This window comes from Thalassobium sp. R2A62, from assembly GCF_000161835.1.
Taxonomy (GTDB): Bacteria; Pseudomonadota; Alphaproteobacteria; order Rhodobacterales; family Rhodobacteraceae; genus Thalassobium.
Genome location: NZ_GG697169.2, coordinates 3,420,260 through 3,434,953 on the forward strand (window position 1 = coordinate 3,420,260; position 14,694 = coordinate 3,434,953).

Annotated in this window: 17 protein-coding genes and 1 tRNA gene; 10 read left to right on the top strand and 8 right to left on the bottom strand. The window is 55.6% G+C overall.

Annotation, left to right across the window (positions count from 1 at the left end):
* Positions 1–8 precede the first annotated feature (8 nt).
* A complete protein-coding gene (locus TR2A62_RS17035; protein ID WP_009157370.1) occupies positions 9–914 on the top strand; it encodes a DMT family transporter in 906 nt (301 codons plus the stop codon).
* Here TR2A62_RS17035 and TR2A62_RS17040 read toward each other — a convergent pair.
* Entirely contained in the window at positions 900–1,550 is a 651-nt protein-coding gene (locus tag TR2A62_RS17040) for an NUDIX hydrolase (protein ID WP_009158447.1), read from the bottom strand. The two genes, TR2A62_RS17035 and TR2A62_RS17040, sit on opposite strands and share 15 nt — an antisense overlap.
* Positions 1,551–1,613: 63 nt before the next feature.
* Positions 1,614–2,015, bottom strand: a complete 402-nt coding sequence (locus tag TR2A62_RS17045) for a DUF983 domain-containing protein (protein ID WP_009160518.1) — start codon at positions 2,013–2,015, stop codon at positions 1,614–1,616.
* A gap of 201 nt (positions 2,016–2,216) precedes the next feature.
* Here TR2A62_RS17045 and TR2A62_RS17050 point away from each other — a divergent pair, with 201 nt between their 5' ends.
* The 4 genes from TR2A62_RS17050 to TR2A62_RS17065 all read left to right on the top strand — a co-directional run bounded on the left by TR2A62_RS17050 (position 2,217) and on the right by TR2A62_RS17065 (position 4,223).
* Complete coding sequence (locus tag TR2A62_RS17050) at positions 2,217–2,717, top strand: EF-hand domain-containing protein (RefSeq protein ID WP_009157871.1); 501 nt, start codon at positions 2,217–2,219, stop codon at positions 2,715–2,717.
* A gap of 85 nt (positions 2,718–2,802) precedes the next feature.
* Positions 2,803–3,390 (top strand): RNA polymerase sigma factor, encoded by a 588-nt coding sequence (locus TR2A62_RS17055; protein ID WP_040820933.1) that lies wholly within the window; start codon positions 2,803–2,805, stop codon positions 3,388–3,390.
* Positions 3,383–3,742, top strand: coding sequence for a hypothetical protein (locus tag TR2A62_RS18630; protein ID WP_009158668.1), 360 nt, complete (start codon positions 3,383–3,385; stop codon positions 3,740–3,742). The genes TR2A62_RS17055 and TR2A62_RS18630 overlap by 8 nt, the downstream gene beginning before the upstream one ends.
* Before the next feature lies 1 nt (position 3,743).
* On the top strand, positions 3,744–4,223 hold the full coding sequence (locus TR2A62_RS17065) for a periplasmic heavy metal sensor (protein WP_009159339.1): 480 nt from the start codon (positions 3,744–3,746) through the stop codon (positions 4,221–4,223).
* Here the strand turns inward: TR2A62_RS17065 and TR2A62_RS17070 are convergent.
* Positions 4,212–5,591 carry a diguanylate cyclase gene (locus TR2A62_RS17070; protein WP_009158539.1) on the bottom strand — a complete coding sequence of 460 codons (1,380 nt, stop codon included), beginning with the start codon at positions 5,589–5,591 and terminating at the stop codon, positions 4,212–4,214. The genes TR2A62_RS17065 and TR2A62_RS17070 overlap by 12 nt on opposite strands.
* Positions 5,592–5,698: 107 nt before the next feature.
* Here TR2A62_RS17070 and TR2A62_RS17075 point away from each other — a divergent pair, with 107 nt between their 5' ends.
* The 5 genes from TR2A62_RS17075 (at position 5,699) to TR2A62_RS17095 (ending at position 10,074) form a co-directional block, all read left to right on the top strand.
* Positions 5,699–5,977 carry a DUF3572 domain-containing protein gene (locus tag TR2A62_RS17075; protein ID WP_009160156.1) on the top strand — a complete coding sequence of 93 codons (279 nt, stop codon included), beginning with the start codon at positions 5,699–5,701 and terminating at the stop codon, positions 5,975–5,977.
* Positions 5,974–6,702, top strand: a complete 729-nt coding sequence (locus tag TR2A62_RS17080) for an HAD family hydrolase (protein WP_009158267.1) — start codon at positions 5,974–5,976, stop codon at positions 6,700–6,702. The genes TR2A62_RS17075 and TR2A62_RS17080 overlap by 4 nt, the downstream gene beginning before the upstream one ends.
* Before the next feature lie 102 nt (positions 6,703–6,804).
* Complete coding sequence (locus TR2A62_RS17085) at positions 6,805–8,364, top strand: trimethylamine methyltransferase family protein (RefSeq protein WP_009160048.1); 1,560 nt, start codon at positions 6,805–6,807, stop codon at positions 8,362–8,364.
* A gap of 91 nt (positions 8,365–8,455) precedes the next feature.
* Entirely contained in the window at positions 8,456–9,040 is a 585-nt protein-coding gene (locus TR2A62_RS17090; protein WP_009160822.1) for a heme NO-binding domain-containing protein, read from the top strand.
* Complete coding sequence (locus TR2A62_RS17095; RefSeq protein WP_009157835.1) at positions 9,037–10,074, top strand: GGDEF domain-containing protein; 1,038 nt, start codon at positions 9,037–9,039, stop codon at positions 10,072–10,074. Before TR2A62_RS17090 ends, TR2A62_RS17095 begins: the two co-directional genes overlap by 4 nt.
* 14 nt (positions 10,075–10,088) lie before the next feature.
* Here TR2A62_RS17095 and TR2A62_RS17100 read toward each other — a convergent pair.
* The 5 genes from TR2A62_RS17100 to TR2A62_RS17120 form a co-directional block, all read right to left on the bottom strand.
* Positions 10,089–10,163 (bottom strand) — tRNA-Glu (locus TR2A62_RS17100).
* Between the two features lie 97 nt (positions 10,164–10,260).
* Positions 10,261–11,916, bottom strand: coding sequence for a single-stranded-DNA-specific exonuclease RecJ (gene recJ, locus TR2A62_RS17105; protein WP_150103608.1), 1,656 nt, complete (start codon positions 11,914–11,916; stop codon positions 10,261–10,263).
* Between the two features lie 82 nt (positions 11,917–11,998).
* Complete coding sequence (glpX, locus tag TR2A62_RS17110) at positions 11,999–12,967, bottom strand: class II fructose-bisphosphatase (protein WP_009157551.1); 969 nt, start codon at positions 12,965–12,967, stop codon at positions 11,999–12,001.
* A gap of 90 nt (positions 12,968–13,057) precedes the next feature.
* Entirely contained in the window at positions 13,058–14,353 is a 1,296-nt protein-coding gene (locus TR2A62_RS17115) for a homoserine dehydrogenase (RefSeq protein ID WP_009157802.1), read from the bottom strand.
* 55 nt (positions 14,354–14,408) lie between these two features.
* On the bottom strand, positions 14,409–14,693 hold the full coding sequence (locus TR2A62_RS17120; protein ID WP_009158869.1) for a hypothetical protein: 285 nt from the start codon (positions 14,691–14,693) through the stop codon (positions 14,409–14,411).
* Position 14,694: the final 1 nt, after the last annotated feature.

Sequence of the window (14,694 nt, forward strand, 5' to 3'; positions counted from 1 at the left end):
AAGCGCGTATGAGCCCTTGGATTATCGCTACAGTCATTGCTGCGTTTTCGCAAAACTTGCGCTTTATGCTGCAAAAGCACCTCAAGACCGCGACCCTGTCGACCGGTGGTGCTACTTTTGCACGCTTCCTTTATTCGGCACCGATCATCGCTGTGCTGGCCATCGGCTATGCCCAAGTGATCGGGCAGGGTACACCAACACTCTCGTCCGTGTTTTGGGGATACGCGTTGGTCGGTGGGGTGTCTCAAATCACGGCAACCATGTGCGTGGTCGCGCTCTTTGCTCACCGCAACTTTGGTGTCGGGATTACCTTCAAAAAGACCGAGGTCCTGATGGCTGTTGGGGTTGGTGTGCTCGTCTTAGGAGAAGGCGTCAGCCTATGGGGGTTCGGCGCAATTTTGATCGGGCTTGCGGGTGTGTTGATCCTGTCAGACCCGCCGGGTGCCGAAGGGCGCTGGATCAAACGCATTTGGAACCGCGCGGCTGGGCTTGGGCTTGCTTCGGGATTGTTTTTCGCAATTTCGGGCGTGACTTACCGCGGTGCGACGCTTCAGATTGACTCTGACGATGCAATTTTCCGTGCCTTGGTCACGCTGGCCTGTGTGACCAGCGCGCAGACAATTGGAATGGCGGGTTGGCTTGCATGGCGCGAGCGGGGCGAAATCACGCGCGTCCTGTCGGTCTGGCGTGTCGCCGGATTGGTGGGGTTGACCAGCATGGTCGGATCAGTGGGCTGGTTCATCGCGTTTTCGCTGCAAACAGTTGCCTACGTCAAAGCCTTGGGGCAAATCGAGCTGGTCTTTAGTTTTGTGGCGTCCGTCTTTGTGTTCAAAGAATCCGTCACAAGGCGCGAGATCGCGGGCGTCACACTGGTGGCCATCAGTGTCTTGCTGTTGATTCTAATCATTCGCTAGCGGATGACGCCCTGACAGTTGATCAACGAGATGCCGTTCGTCGTCATTGCGAAAAAATGGGACAGAGGTGCGCGTTCCAGGTTTGTCTAACGTATCGATGACCTCGGCCAGTACGACTTGGGTGATGAACGGCAAATTCAAACCACGCGCATCGCCCAGCGGCACCCATTGCAAATGACTAAGCTCGTCTTCGGCGTTTGAGAAGTCATCAAGATCACCATGGATATGATCGGCATCCACCAAAAAGAACCGCGCGTCAAAACGGCGAGGCCGCCCTTGAGGTGTCACGGCGCGAAATACGAATGAAAGAGCAGCAGCATCCGGGCATATCCCTGCTGCAGCGAAATTTTCCCAACCCTCTGGTGGGTTGTCCCATGTAACAGGGGACCCCAACATCAGTCCGGTTTCTTCGCTCAACTCTCGGATCGCGGCGACCTGCAAGGCATGGACCAACGGCATTTCGGTTTCGACCGCTAGACAGGCAGCTTGATGCGGGCTGACCGAATTGGTCAGTGGAATCTCAGCGTCTGCGACATCGACCGCGCCGCCGGGGAATACGAATTTATTTGGCATAAAGGCGGCGTTTGCACCGCGCTGACCCATCAAGATACGCGGTTCAGTCGCCCGATCACGCAAGACGATAACTGTCGCTGCGTCTCTGATAGCCGTCTTGTCGATGATCCTGACCCCTTGTTCAGGTTAAGGAGCCGCCCCAAACCCATGCATTCGACGGGCCCATTGAATGTTCACGACCATTCCTTTGAACCGAGGCAAAAGGTAGAGAGACAATCCAACGGTGCCAAGAGTGAATACGGTAGCCAACACCAGCGGATCAGGCCGGTAATGGACAAACGCGAAATGGATCAAGGGTGCCATAAGGTGCCCGACTACTAGAATAGTCAGATAGGCCGGACCATCATCTGCACGATGATGAGACAGGTCTTCTTCACAGACGGGGCAGGTGTCTCGCACGGTCAGATACCCTTTGAGCAGCGCGCCTTCTCCGCAATTCGGACATTTACAGCGCAACCCGCGCCAGATCGCCGGTTTCATGGGGCGATCGTCGCCAGTTGCGGCGTCAAGGCTGTCATCTAAGGGCATCGTGTCTCTCCGGTCTGATCAGCAGATGCGCCTTTTGCAGGTACATTTCCAGTGCAAACCGTGGGGCCGTGCGGGTTTGTCGCAAACAAATTTCAAAAATATCGACAGAAGTTTGCGGCTGCGCCGTTTGTCCTTTTGAACGCAGCAGTTGAGGGCCGTGTTCATACACATAACTGACTTACCCTATTGAGGATCAACAAAATGAAAACACTTCTTCTTATGAGCGCGATTGCATCAAGTTTCGCACTGACAATGGCAGAACCCGCCCAAGCACGCGGCGGCGACCGTGAACGCCCTGCATTTTCCGAGCTGGACGCAAACAGCGATGGCGAAGTGAGCCAAGAGGAACTCGTTACATTCCGTACGGCCAAGGCAGCCGAACGGTTTGAAGCCGCAGACATAAATGGCGACGGTGCCTTGTCTGCAGAAGAGATCGCCGCGCGCGGTGAACGTGAGGCATCTGAGCGTTCAACACGTCGGGCCAACAAAATGATCGAGCGTCTTGATGCAAATGAAGACGGCTTGCTGCAGCAGGCTGAAATCACTGTGCGTATGAATTCCAATGACCGGATGACTGAACGCTTCACCGAAGCCGACACAGACGGCAGCGGTGGCCTGTCCGAAGCCGAGATGGAAGAGATGAAAGGTGACCGTGGCGGTCGCGGTGGGAAACGCGGCGGTAAGCGCGGTGATAGCAACTAATTGACCTATGATCTTGCCCATCCGCTTGCTGTTGTAACGCGGGTGGGCGACATTCACTCTACGCTATTGGAGCCGACTGCGCTTGATGACCATGCTCGATCCAGATTTGGACGGTGTTCCGGACGATGCCCTGCTGATCGCCTATGCAAACGGTGACCTGTCGGTGGCTCGTGTCTTGACCGAGCGATTGAGCCCACGCATTCTGGCCTACGCAACACGCACTTTGGGAGATCGGGCAGAAGCCGAAGATGTCACCCAAGACGCGATGATGCGACTTTGGAATATCGCGCCGGACTGGCGACAGGGCGAAGCAAAGGTCAGTACATGGGTCTACCGCGTTGCAATGAACCTATGCATTGACCGGATGCGCAAGACGCGCAGGCAGCGCCCGCTCGATGCGGCACCCGAGCCAGTCGACGAAGCGGCGTCACCCGTTGAGATGATGCAATCGGGTGCACGTGTCGCGGCATTACAGGCAGCCCTCGCTGAGTTGCCAGATCGGCAGGCCCAAGCGGTCAGCCTTAGACATTTACAGGGTTTGCCGAACCCGCAAATTGCCGACATCATGGGGCAATCTGTCGAAGGGGTTGAAAGCCTGACGGCGCGCGGAAAACGCGCGCTCAAGGCCATACTATCAGGACGCAAAGACGAGTTGGGGTTTGAAGATGACTAGAAACCTAGATGAACAATTTGAAGCTGCCGAACTGGACGCATTGTTCGCCGAAGCTGCGGCAGAGGTGCCGGTGCCATCGGATGCATTGACCGCGCGCATTCTTGCAGATGCGCAAAGCCAATTGCCGCAAGCCGCGCCGCAGTCAAACATAGCCGAGCCGTTCTGGGCCAGCCTATTCCAAGGCTTAGGTGGGTGGCCCGCGATAAGCGGTTTGGCCGCCGCTACCGTGGCTGGCGTTTATATCGGGGTCGCACCAACAGCCGCACTAGAAGCGATCACAACGAATGTTTTGGGAAGCAGCATCGTTGTCGATGTGGCTCCTGATTTCGACTATTTTGCGTTGGAGGGTTGAAATGACCAAAGCACCTCAAAACCGGATCTTGCGTTGGGTTCTTGTCGCGTCACTTGCGGTCAACTTGTTGGTTGTCGGGGTTGTGGCTGGTTCATTTGCCAAAACTGGCAATGGCCCTCGCGGGGGAGCTGATCTGGGTGTTGGTCCCTTTGTGCGCGCGCTTGATGCCGATGGTCGGCGCGAGGTTCTGCGCGAATTGCGGAGCAATCGACAGGTCAGCGGCGAGTTTCGCAATCTTCACCGTCAAGGGTTCCGCGATATTATTGAAGTGCTCAACACAGAGCCGTTCGATCCCGAGGCCATGCAGGCGTTGTTTGAAAGCCAGCGTGGCCAAACCCAAGCGATCCAAGCTGCCGGTCAGCAGGCGCTGTTAGAGCATCTGACCGACATGACCCCAGAAGAACGTGCTGCATTCGCCACGCGTTTCGAGACAGAAATCAAACGCCCACGCGGCCCCAGACGTCCACGTTCAGGCGGCTGAGGCGCTGATTTCGACTGTGTTTCGGCCGGCGTTTTTGGCCGAATACAAAGCCGCGTCCGCGCGACCAAAAAGATGGTCAAACGGCGGAGTTAACAGGGCTTCATCCCCGCTCATCGCGACACCAATGCTTAGGGTCACGGGCACGGGCATGCCCAGTTGGGGAATATGAAACGGAGTATCATCGACGACTGACCTCAACCGTTGGGCCGCAATTTCGGCTTCCTCTTGGGTTGTCTCAGGCAAAGTCACTAGAAATTCTTCGCCCCCGACACGCGCGATCAGATCAATCAGTCGCAAGTTGTTGCGCAACCGGCGTGCGACCTCGATCAAAACAGCGTCGCCTGCTCGGTGTCCATATTTGTCGTTCACTGATTTAAAGTGATCGATATCCAACATCATCACTGCAAATTCGCGACCAGATTCTTTGGCCCTTTCCGCGATACGTTCCAAATGGGGCATCGCATAACGGCGATTGAACAGGCCGGTCAACGGATCGGTTACCGCAGCATTCAAGCCGTCACTCACACCTTTGCGCAGCCGGTCTTGCTGTTGCTTTCGTCGGACCTGAGTGTGAATGCGAAGTCTCAGCTCTTGATCCTCAAACGGATAGGGCAAAACATCGTTTGCCCCCAAATCCAATGCCATGGCAGCGATATCCGGTTGGGTGTCGGATAAAACAACGACGATCGTAGCCAATCGGGTGTCCTTTCGGCTTCGCAGTTCTGAGACCAATTGCATTGCGCGTACTGTCGACAGGCTCGCGGCATCGAGCACGAAAACATCTGAATGAGAGGCCCCACTGCCAACTTCGAACACATCGTCGATATGCAATTTGATGGTCTTTATGCCACTTACAGAGGTCAAGACAGACGTCCATCGTTGAGACGCCGCAGGAGGCGCGGTAATCAGGGAAACGGTGCTAGGGGCCTCAAAATTCGTGGCTTGTTCCGCGAACCCGAGCGCGCGTTTGGTGTCGTCGCGCAGCTTTAGTTCCGATGCTGCGTCCTTTGCGCGAAGCAGACTGCGAATTCGGGCCAACAGCAATGTTTCGTTCAGCGGTTTGAGCAGAACCTCATCGGCACCGGCGGCAAAGGCTGCGATCTTGTCGTCGCTGCTTTCGTGGGTCGCGGTGACGATGATCGGTACATCGGGAAATGACGTGCGGATATGCTGGCACAATGTGACAGCCCCCAAATCAGGAAAACCAAGATCCATGACAACAACGTCTGGGCATTTTTGATCAATCTGGGCAATCGCGTCTTTGACGGACATGCTTTGTACAACGTCATATTTTGCGGACGCCAGTTTGACCTTCAGGACGATACGGTTGGTGGCAACTTCGTCAACAATCAGCACCTGTCCCGACATTCGTTTACGTCCTTTCCGACAGTAAGAGCGTCACCTTCTGTCTTTCCTTGGGGCCAATGTCGTGGCAAATGGTTAAGAAAGGGTTTCTGTTTGCGTAAGGAAAATGAATGACACCAGCCGCTGCAGAGACAATTGGCCTACAGGCGCTTGCTTGGTTGGTCGGCGACGAAGAATTGTGCCCCGTCTTTATGGGATCGACGGGTGCCTCGGTCGACGATTTGCGCGTTCGGGCCAATGATCCTGCGTTTTTGGGCTCGGTTCTCGAATTTCTGACAATGAACGATCAGTGGGTCATGCAGTTTTGCGATGCGAATGAATTGAAGTACGAAATGCCCCTTCATGCGCGGTATGCCTTGCCCGGTGCGCAGGACGTTCATTGGACATGAATGTTAAGAAAGATCTCGGAATGGGTAACCAAGGCACGGGCATCAAGGGCGTTCTCTTTGACAAAGATGGAACGCTTTTTGACTTTGACGCCACATGGGGTGTTTGGGCTGCGCGTTTCCTGACCCAAGAGGCTGGCGGCGATCCGGAGCTTGCCCAAAGATTGGGTGATGCTGTCGGGTATGACATGGCGCAGACGCGGTTTCGAAGATCAAGCGTCGTTGTCGCGGGCACACCGCGCGAAATCGCTGAACAATTGCTGCCGCAGCTTCCGTCTCAGCCCATTTCTGAGCTGATGGACCGGATGAACACGATGGCGCAACAGGTGCCGCAGGTCGAAGTCGTTCCATTGCACGAGTTCGTGCTGGACCTTAAGGCGCGTGGCCTGAAAATTGGTGTCGCGACAAATGACGCCGAAGCACCAGCTCGAACTCATCTGGAACGCGCGGGAGTCGAAGCTCACTTTGATTTCGTCGCGGGATCAGACAGCGGATATGGTGGAAAACCATCGGCGGGGCAGTTGATAGCATTTTGTGACGCGGTCGGCCTGGCCCCCGAAGATTGTGCAATGGTTGGGGATAGCTTGCATGACCTATCCGCAGGTCAAGCGGCTGGAATGTTTCGGATCGGCGTCCTGACAGGCACGGCGACGGAACAAGATTTGGGGCCGCATTGTGATCTGCTCTTGTCCAGCATTGGCGCTTTAGGTGCGTGGCTCGACGCCTAATCCGAACCAACGTTCGTCAAAAACGACACCAGATGTCGCCCGAGGCGCGGTAATCCCATTGTGACTATTGTCCGATCAAGACAGTCATAAGAGGAGAACCCGATGTCTGATACTGGTCCCAAACGCCGTCGTGGCGGTGGCCGCGCTGGAAATGCCGCCAGACGTGGTGGCAATGTGATCGATCAGATGCCGTGGCGAATTCCTGTAAATATTGACGCCCCGACCGAACCATTGACCCCAGAGGGGGTAGAAGCGGTTCATGATGGTGCCATGCGCATTCTCGAAGAGATCGGGATCGTCTTTCTCAACGAAGAGAGCCTTGCATTGTTCAAAGAGGCTGGATGCAAAGTCGAAGGTGAAACCGTTAAGATGGGTCGTGACTGGGTCATGGAGATGATTGCTCAGGCCCCTGCAGAATTCACAATCACGCCGCGTAACCCTGCGAGGGCGTTGCCAATCGGTGGCAAACATATCTTGTTTGGAAATGTGTCTTCACCGCCCAACTATTACGACCTCGAGATTGGGAAAAAGGTTCCCGGTAATCGCAAGCAATGTGCGGATCTGTTGCGGCTCACACAGTATTTTAACTGTATCCACTTTGCCGGTGGCTATCCTGTGGAACCGGTCGATATCCATGCCAGCATTAGGCACCTCGATGTTGTGCATGACAAACTGACCCTGACGGACAAAGTCGCCCATGCCTATTCCTTGGGGCAAGAGCGGGTTGAGGATGTGATGGAGATGGTGCGTATCTCTGGCGGCTGGACCCATGAAGAATTTGAAGCCAGCCCCAAGATGTACACTAACATCAATTCAACCTCGCCGCTAAAACATGACGTCCCGATGATCGACGGCTGCTTGCGGATGATCCGCAGAGGGCAGGCGGTGTTCGTGACCCCATTCACATTGGCAGGAGCCATGGCGCCGGTCACAATGGCAGGTGCCGTGGCACAGTCTATTGCCGAAGCGCTCGCCGCGATTGCGTTGTTCCAGTACGTCCGGCCGGGATCGGCCTGCGTTATCGGTACATTCACATCCAACGTAGACATGAAATCTGGTGCGCCAGCGTTTGGAACACCTGAATATATGCGTGCGACGCAAATGACGGGCCAAATGGCGCGGTGCTACGGATTGCCGATGCGCGCCTCCGGCTCTTGTGCGGCTAACGTACCTGACGGCCAAGCCATGTGGGAAACCTCGAACGCCATGTGGTCAGCCGTTCAGTCAGGTACAAACGTAGTCTACCACGCTGCAGGTTGGCTCGAAGGAGGGCTGATCGCCAGCCCGGAAAAGTTTGTGATGGACTGTGAAGTTCTGCAAATGATCCAACGCTATATGGAGCCCCAAATTTGCGACACCAGCGCCGATGGCATTGCTCTCGACGCTATTCGAGAGGTGGGCAGTGATGGGCACTTCTTTGGGATTGAACACACCCAAGAACGCTATGAAACTGCGTTCTACCAACCGTTCGTATCGGACTGGCGGAACTTTGAAGGCTGGGATCTCGCCGGCGGCGTTTGGACTGCCGAGCGTGCGCATGGGATATTCAAAGAGATCATCGCCAATTTTGAAGAACCACCAATGGACGCGGGGATCAAAGAAGAGCTCGCCGCATTTGTAGAGAAACGCAAACGCGAAGGCGGAGCCCCGACCGACTTCTAATCTATAAAGTGGTTAAGGTCTCTCGAAGGGCATAAGGCTTTTGTTAACATCCGTCGGTCATACCCGAACGTGGTAACTGTTTGGAGGTGTTATGCACGGGCTCATAAATCGCGCATTTCAAAGTTTTGTGTGTGATACATATGGCGAAGCGATCTGGGAAACGATCGTGCGCAAGGCTGCGCTTGAGGTCACAACCTTTGAGGCGATGCTGGTCTATGATGACCAGATTTTGTTCGACATGATCAGGGCTGCTTCAGAAACCCTCCAAAAACCGTGCTCGGTCCTGCTCGAAGACGTCGGTACCTATCTGGTGTCTCACCCGACCAGCGGTGGCCTACGTCGCCTGTTACGGTTCGGTGGCGATACGTTCGGTGACTTCTTGCTGACGCTTGATGATATGCCGGATTGGGCCCAGCTCGCATTGCCCGAACTCTACATCCCGCCCCTTGAGGTGCGCCAAACAGGCCCTGATGGATACCGCATTGTCGTTAATTCACCGCTGGCAGGGATCGCGTTTGGGATTTTGGGCGTGCTGCGGGCAATGGCTGATGACTATGGAGCGCTTGTTCTTATGGACCTTGCAAAAGGTGAGACAGGGCTCGATCAGATTGAGGTCCAATTGTTAGACGTCAAATTTGCCAAGGCTCGGGAATTTGAACTGGCGCATAGCCAATGACTGTTCAATCTCATGATTTCAACGCTGATGTGTGCCAAGTGGATGCCGTCTTGGACGTTGTTTGCCCGATGCACGTGCGGCTCGGTGCAGGTGGGGAAATTCTGAACATTGGCCCAACCCTGCGGAAATGTTGGTCTCAACACTTTGCAATTGGTGATCCGGTTTTCGATGCGTTTTCGATGCTTCGTCCGCGTGCGGGTGACAAATTCAGTGATCTCATCGAAACGGCAGGGCAAAAACTTCACCTCGCATTCGTCGCGAACCCAGAGACACGTCTCAAGGGGGTGCTTGTACCGCTTGGGGATCAGCTGGGGTATTTGTTGACCTTGTCTTTCGGAATCGGCGTGATCGATGCGGTGCGACGCTTTGATCTGACGTCAGCGGATTTTGCCCATACCGATCTTGCCATCGAAATGCTTTACCTCGTCGAGGCCAAAAACGCGGTTATGGACGAAACCAAAAAGCTGAACCTGCGCCTTCAATCGGCCCGCGAAGCCGCTGAAGAACAGGCATTTGCAGATGCTTTGACAGGGCTTAGCAACCGCCGAGCTCTGGACCAGATGCTTGAGCAAACTCTGACCCAAGGCAATGATTTTGCATTGATGCAAATAGATCTCGACCACTTCAAAGCAGTCAATGATACGTTGGGACATGCAGCCGGTGATCATGTGTTGACGGCAGTTGCCGAAATTTTGCGGGACGTGACACGTTCCGATGACGTCGTGACGCGGATCGGGGGCGACGAATTTGTCATTTTGTTCTTGGGGCTGGTCGACCGCGAACGACTAGGCACAATCGCGTCGCGGGTGATTGAACGGATTGAAGTACCGATTCCATTCGAAGGCGAGATGTGTCGAATTTCTGCGAGCGCGGGCACAACCTTGTCCACGTATTATTCTGACCCAACGGCGATTCAGATGCTCGCAGACGCGGACCGGGCTCTCTATCGCAGCAAGTCGTTAGGCCGCGCCCAACACTGCTTTTTTAAACCTGAACAAGACATAACCCTGGCGCAGCGCGCTGAAGACCAATAATTTTGGGGAAACCGTGGCAGCCCGTAGGGGAATCGAACCCCTCTTTCCAGGTTGAAAACCTGGCGTCCTAACCGATAGACGAACGGGCCACGTTGGTAGGCGTGTGATTAGGCCAAGCCGCATGCGAGAGCAAGAGGATTCTTTCGCATTTTTATGGGTTTTTTTGACCATGCAAATTTTCGAAAATTATGCCGGTGCTGCATCTTCTAATCGGAGCTGGACACGGTCTCTGCCTTGCCAGCTGTTGATTTCCAATCGACCGGCCAAATGAAACCGCGCGCCGCCATGTTTTTCAAGCGTTGGCCCCAATGGGCCATCAAACGCACCAAATGAAATCGCTTCGATCCTTGCCCCCATTCCGTCACCAAACGTGATTTTTAGGTGGCTGTCTCCAACCCGCTTGGCAAAATTAATTTGGACATCTGGAAATGCAAATCGGGGCGCAGAGGCGCCGGCTCCGAATGGACCAGCTTGTTCAAGCTGTGCGATCAATTCTGGTGTCGCGGCACTTGGCATCAATACACCGTCTAGTTTGAGATCTGATGGGCCTAGCTCACCGGCCCCTTGTTTGCCAAGCAACTCAGACAATCGGGCCATTGCAGGTTCTAATTGTGCGCGTGCAACGGTCAAGCCAGCCGCCATTTTATGTCCGCCGCCCTTGATCAATAGTCCTTCGGCAGCAACCCGCTGGATCGCGGCTCCCAAATCGATCCCGCTGACGGATCGACCTGATCCTTTGCCTTCATCACCGTCTAGTCCGATCACGATGGAAGGCCGGTTTGTTTGTTCCTTGATCCGGCTTGCGATGATGCCGACAACGCCCGGGTGCCAACCATCCCCTGCCGCCCAAACCAGTGGCGCGCTTTGATCACGTTGTTCCATTTGATCGGTCGCGGCGGCTCTGACTTGCCCCTCGATCTCGCGTCGTTCTGAATTGAGTTGGTCGAGACGTTCCGCCAAGGCGCGTGCCTCGTTCATATCGGTGCTGGCCAACAACCGAGCACCCATGTCCGCCGCCCCGATCCGCCCCCCTGCATTCACGCGAGGACCTAGCAGAAACCCAAGATGATAAGATGTCGGAGCCGCATCCATGCGAGCGACATCCGCCAATGCAACAAGGCCGATCCGCTTGCGTTGTGCCATGACCTGCAAACCAGTTCTGACAAACGCGCGGTTAAGCCCGATCAACGGCGCTACATCTGCAACCGTGGCCAATGCAACAAGATCGAGCATCGACATTAAATCCGGCCCTTTGACGTCGTCTTGACGCATCTGGCGGTTCGCTTCGACCAGCATCATAAACACAACGCCTGCTGCACATAAATGTGCCAGATCGCCTGTTTCATCTTGCCGGTTTGGGTTGACGACCGAATGCGCGGGCGGAAGTGTTTCACCACCTAAGTGGTGATCCAAGACGACCACATCGGCGCTCTGAGCTGCCTCGATCGGGCCGTGAGACAGGGTCCCACAATCGACGCAGACGATCAGATCGTGTTGATCCGCCAACTTCTTCATCGCCGCATCGTTGGGGCCGTATCCCTCGTCTATCCGGTCAGGGATATAAAGCGTTGCATCGTGGTTCATAGCGCGTAGCCACGCCAAAAGAAGAGCTGCAGAGGCACCGCCGTCCACATCGTAGTCGGCGAAGATGGCGATCTTCTCTCGTTTTTTCAGAGCTTGAACACACCGCAAAGCCGCGCGTTCCATGTCCAAAAGGCTACGAGGGTCAGGCATCAAGTCCCGCAAGGCAGGCGTGAGAAACGCCGACGCCTCGGGTGCTGGTACACCGCGCCGGACGAGTGTCCGGCAAATTGGCAAGGGCAGATCGGAGTCTTGGGCCATCGCTTGCGCGAGACGGTCTTGGTCCGCGGTGGGACCAACCCAACGCCGCCCCGTGACCGAGGCGGCAACTCCGAGAAACCCGTTATCTACCAATGGGATTACGATAATTCATGCGCCGGACAGACCCTGTTTTCGAACGCATCAGGATCGTCTCGGTCGTCAGGTACCCCGGTTCGCGTTTGATACCGGGCAGGATCGATCCGTCGGTCACGCCGGTTGCCGCAAAGATCACGTCTTGCGTCACCATGTCATCGCGAGTGTAGACGCGGTCAAAATTGGTGATTCCAGCTTTTGATGCACGACCACGTTCGTCGTCATTGCGGAACAACAAGCGGCCAAAGATTTGCCCACCCATACACTTCAATGCAGCTGCGGCCAGCACACCCTCGGGGGCGCCACCTGAACCCATGTACATGTCGATGCCTGTCGTTTCAGCCTCGGCACAGTGGATGATGCCCGCGACATCACCATCTGTGATCAGACGGATCGCGGCACCAGTTGTGCGAATTTCATCGATCATATCTTCGTGGCGGGGGCGTTCTAGAACGCAAACGGTGATGTCTTCTGTCGAGCAACCCTTGGCCGCAGCCAACGCAGAGACGCGTTCGGCTGGGGACATATCTAGCGTGACGACGCCTGTGCGAAATCTGGGACCGATCGCCAGCTTGTCCATGTAAACGTCGGGCGCGTGCAGCATCGATCCGCGAGGCCCCATCGCGATGACGGTCAGCGCGTTTGGCATGTCTTTCGCGGTGAGGGTGGTTCCCTCCAGAGGATCCAACGCAATGTCGACAGCTGGGCCTTCGCCGTTGCCGACCTCTTCGCCGATATACAGCATTGGTGCTTCGTCGCGTTCGCCTTCGCCAATCACGACAACACCTTGGATGTTGAGCAGGTTTAGCTGTTCGCGCATGGCATTGACCGCGGCTTGGTCCGCAGCTTTTTCATCCCCGCGACCGATCAACTTGGCCGAAGCAAGGGCAGCAGCCTCTGACACACGGGCAAGGCCCAATGACAACATACGGTCGTTAAAGTCAGCAGATTTCGCCATTTCGGTCGTCCTTTTAAACTAAACTACCCAGCGCATAGCCGCTTGTGTTCGCGTTGCGAACCCCCGCTTGAGAGGTTTAACGCTAACAGTTTACGAAACTGCCTCGATCCGAATTGCGACCGGACCGTCTGCCAATATTTTGGTCGCCTCAAAGCCTGAAATCGCGCTGTCCAGCGCCTCTCGTGTGGTTTTATGTGTTACGATCAAAACCGGGGCCGTCCCGCCAGCATGATCATATTGCCGCATACGGTCGATCGAAATGCCAGCCTCGCCCAAAACGGTCGCAATCTTGGCGAGCGCTCCGGGCTTGTCATCGAGCATCATGCGCAAATAGTAGGGCGCAGGGGCAGATGTACGTGCCGCACGGCTGTCTTCAAGCTCAACCGCAGGTTTGCCAAATGTCGAAATACGTGTGCCGCGCGCGATGTCGATGACATCAGACATCACCGCACTCGCAGTCGGGCCTTCGCCAGCACCCGCTCCGCGCAAAACGATCTGGCCGACTTGGTCACCCTCGATAACGACCATATTGGTGCCGCCTTCCAGTTGACCCAGCGGACTGGTTGCCGGAACAAGACACGGCGTCATGCGTTGCTCTAGGCCGCGTCCGGTCAGTTGTGCCACACCCAACAGTTTGATTTTGTAACCCATATCAGCGGCATGTTTGATGTCGTCGATGGTAATGCTGCCGATACCTTCCAACTCGACCGCGTCGAAATCAACGCGGGTTCCGTAAGCAATCGCCGCCAGCAGGGCCAGTTTGTGACCCGCATCAATTCCGCCGACGTCTAAATTCGGGTCTGCTTCCAGATAGCCAAGCTGATTGGCTTCCTTAAAGACCTCGTCATAGGGCAAGCCTGCGCTCTCCATACGGGTCAGGATGTAGTTGCACGTGCCGTTCATGACACCCATGACGCGGTCGATATCGTTGCCAGCAAGACCTTCGGTCAATGATTTCACGACGGGGATACCGCCCGCGACTGCGGCTTCGAACCGAATGACACGGCCTGCAGCCTCGGCAGATTGTGCCAGCGCGTGACCGTGGTGCGCAAGAAGCGCTTTGTTTGCGGTTACGACGTCTTTGCCCGCAGCAATTGCGGCTTCTGTGGCGTCCTTGGCAGGGCCTTCGTCGCCCCCCATCAGTTCGACAAAAACATCGACATCATCGCGGGTGGCCAATGCGACTGGATCATCTTCCCACGCGTAGTCAGCCAAATTCACACCGCGATCTTTGTCACGTGAACGCGCCGATACTGCGGTAATGACGACTGGGCGGCCTGTGCGGCTCGCCAACAAATTCGCCTTTTGACGAATGATTTTCACAACACCCGCACCAACGGTGCCCAAGCCCGCAATTCCAAGCCGAAGTGGTGTCATGTCAGTCATTTCAAAATCCTTGTCGGAGCGTTACTTGCCGCACGCTGTTACCCTAAGGTCGCAGCTACTGCAATGTCACTCCGCGCCTCATCCGTACGCGCGTGTTGGCGCGAATGACAGGCCCGCGTAGGCGATTTGCCCGAGCATTAAGAGCTGCGATCTGCGCATCGACATTCGCCAAAACAGCCGGCGTCGTGCGCGTGTCTGGAACGCCCGCCAAAAGGGGTTCGAGAGGGATGAGTTTTGGAAAGGCGGCGTCACGCACAGCCGGATCAAGCGTATCATCCAGATCGGGAAAAGGGGTGCATGCCGCCAGCATCACAACAAAAAAGATTGGCAAGGCACGCATA

Bases quoted from the DNA above. Each gene is read 5' to 3' on its own strand.
- TR2A62_RS17035 (WP_009157370.1), top strand. From the start codon at position 9: ATGAGCCCTTGGATTATCGCTACAGTCATTGCTGCGTTTTCGCAAAAC.
- TR2A62_RS17075 (WP_009160156.1), top strand. From the start codon at position 5,699: ATGACACCAGCCGCTGCAGAGACAATTGGCCTACAGGCGCTTGCTTGG.
- TR2A62_RS17065 (WP_009159339.1), top strand. From the start codon at position 3,744: ATGACCAAAGCACCTCAAAACCGGATCTTGCGTTGGGTTCTTGTCGCG.
- TR2A62_RS18630 (WP_009158668.1), top strand. From the start codon at position 3,383: ATGACTAGAAACCTAGATGAACAATTTGAAGCTGCCGAACTGGACGCA.
- glpX (WP_009157551.1), bottom strand. From the start codon at position 12,967: ATGGCGAAATCTGCTGACTTTAACGACCGTATGTTGTCATTGGGCCTT.
- TR2A62_RS17080 (WP_009158267.1), top strand. From the start codon at position 5,974: ATGAATGTTAAGAAAGATCTCGGAATGGGTAACCAAGGCACGGGCATC.
- TR2A62_RS17070 (WP_009158539.1), bottom strand. From the start codon at position 5,591: ATGTCGGGACAGGTGCTGATTGTTGACGAAGTTGCCACCAACCGTATC.
- recJ (WP_150103608.1), bottom strand. From the start codon at position 11,916: ATGGCCCAAGACTCCGATCTGCCCTTGCCAATTTGCCGGACACTCGTC.
- TR2A62_RS17050 (WP_009157871.1), top strand. From the start codon at position 2,217: ATGAAAACACTTCTTCTTATGAGCGCGATTGCATCAAGTTTCGCACTG.
- TR2A62_RS17045 (WP_009160518.1), bottom strand. From the start codon at position 2,015: ATGCCCTTAGATGACAGCCTTGACGCCGCAACTGGCGACGATCGCCCC.
- TR2A62_RS17095 (WP_009157835.1), top strand. From the start codon at position 9,037: ATGACTGTTCAATCTCATGATTTCAACGCTGATGTGTGCCAAGTGGAT.
- TR2A62_RS17115 (WP_009157802.1), bottom strand. From the start codon at position 14,353: ATGACTGACATGACACCACTTCGGCTTGGAATTGCGGGCTTGGGCACC.
- TR2A62_RS17090 (WP_009160822.1), top strand. From the start codon at position 8,456: ATGCACGGGCTCATAAATCGCGCATTTCAAAGTTTTGTGTGTGATACA.
- TR2A62_RS17085 (WP_009160048.1), top strand. From the start codon at position 6,805: ATGTCTGATACTGGTCCCAAACGCCGTCGTGGCGGTGGCCGCGCTGGA.
- TR2A62_RS17120 (WP_009158869.1), bottom strand. From the start codon at position 14,693: ATGCGTGCCTTGCCAATCTTTTTTGTTGTGATGCTGGCGGCATGCACC.
- TR2A62_RS17055 (WP_040820933.1), top strand. From the start codon at position 2,803: ATGACCATGCTCGATCCAGATTTGGACGGTGTTCCGGACGATGCCCTG.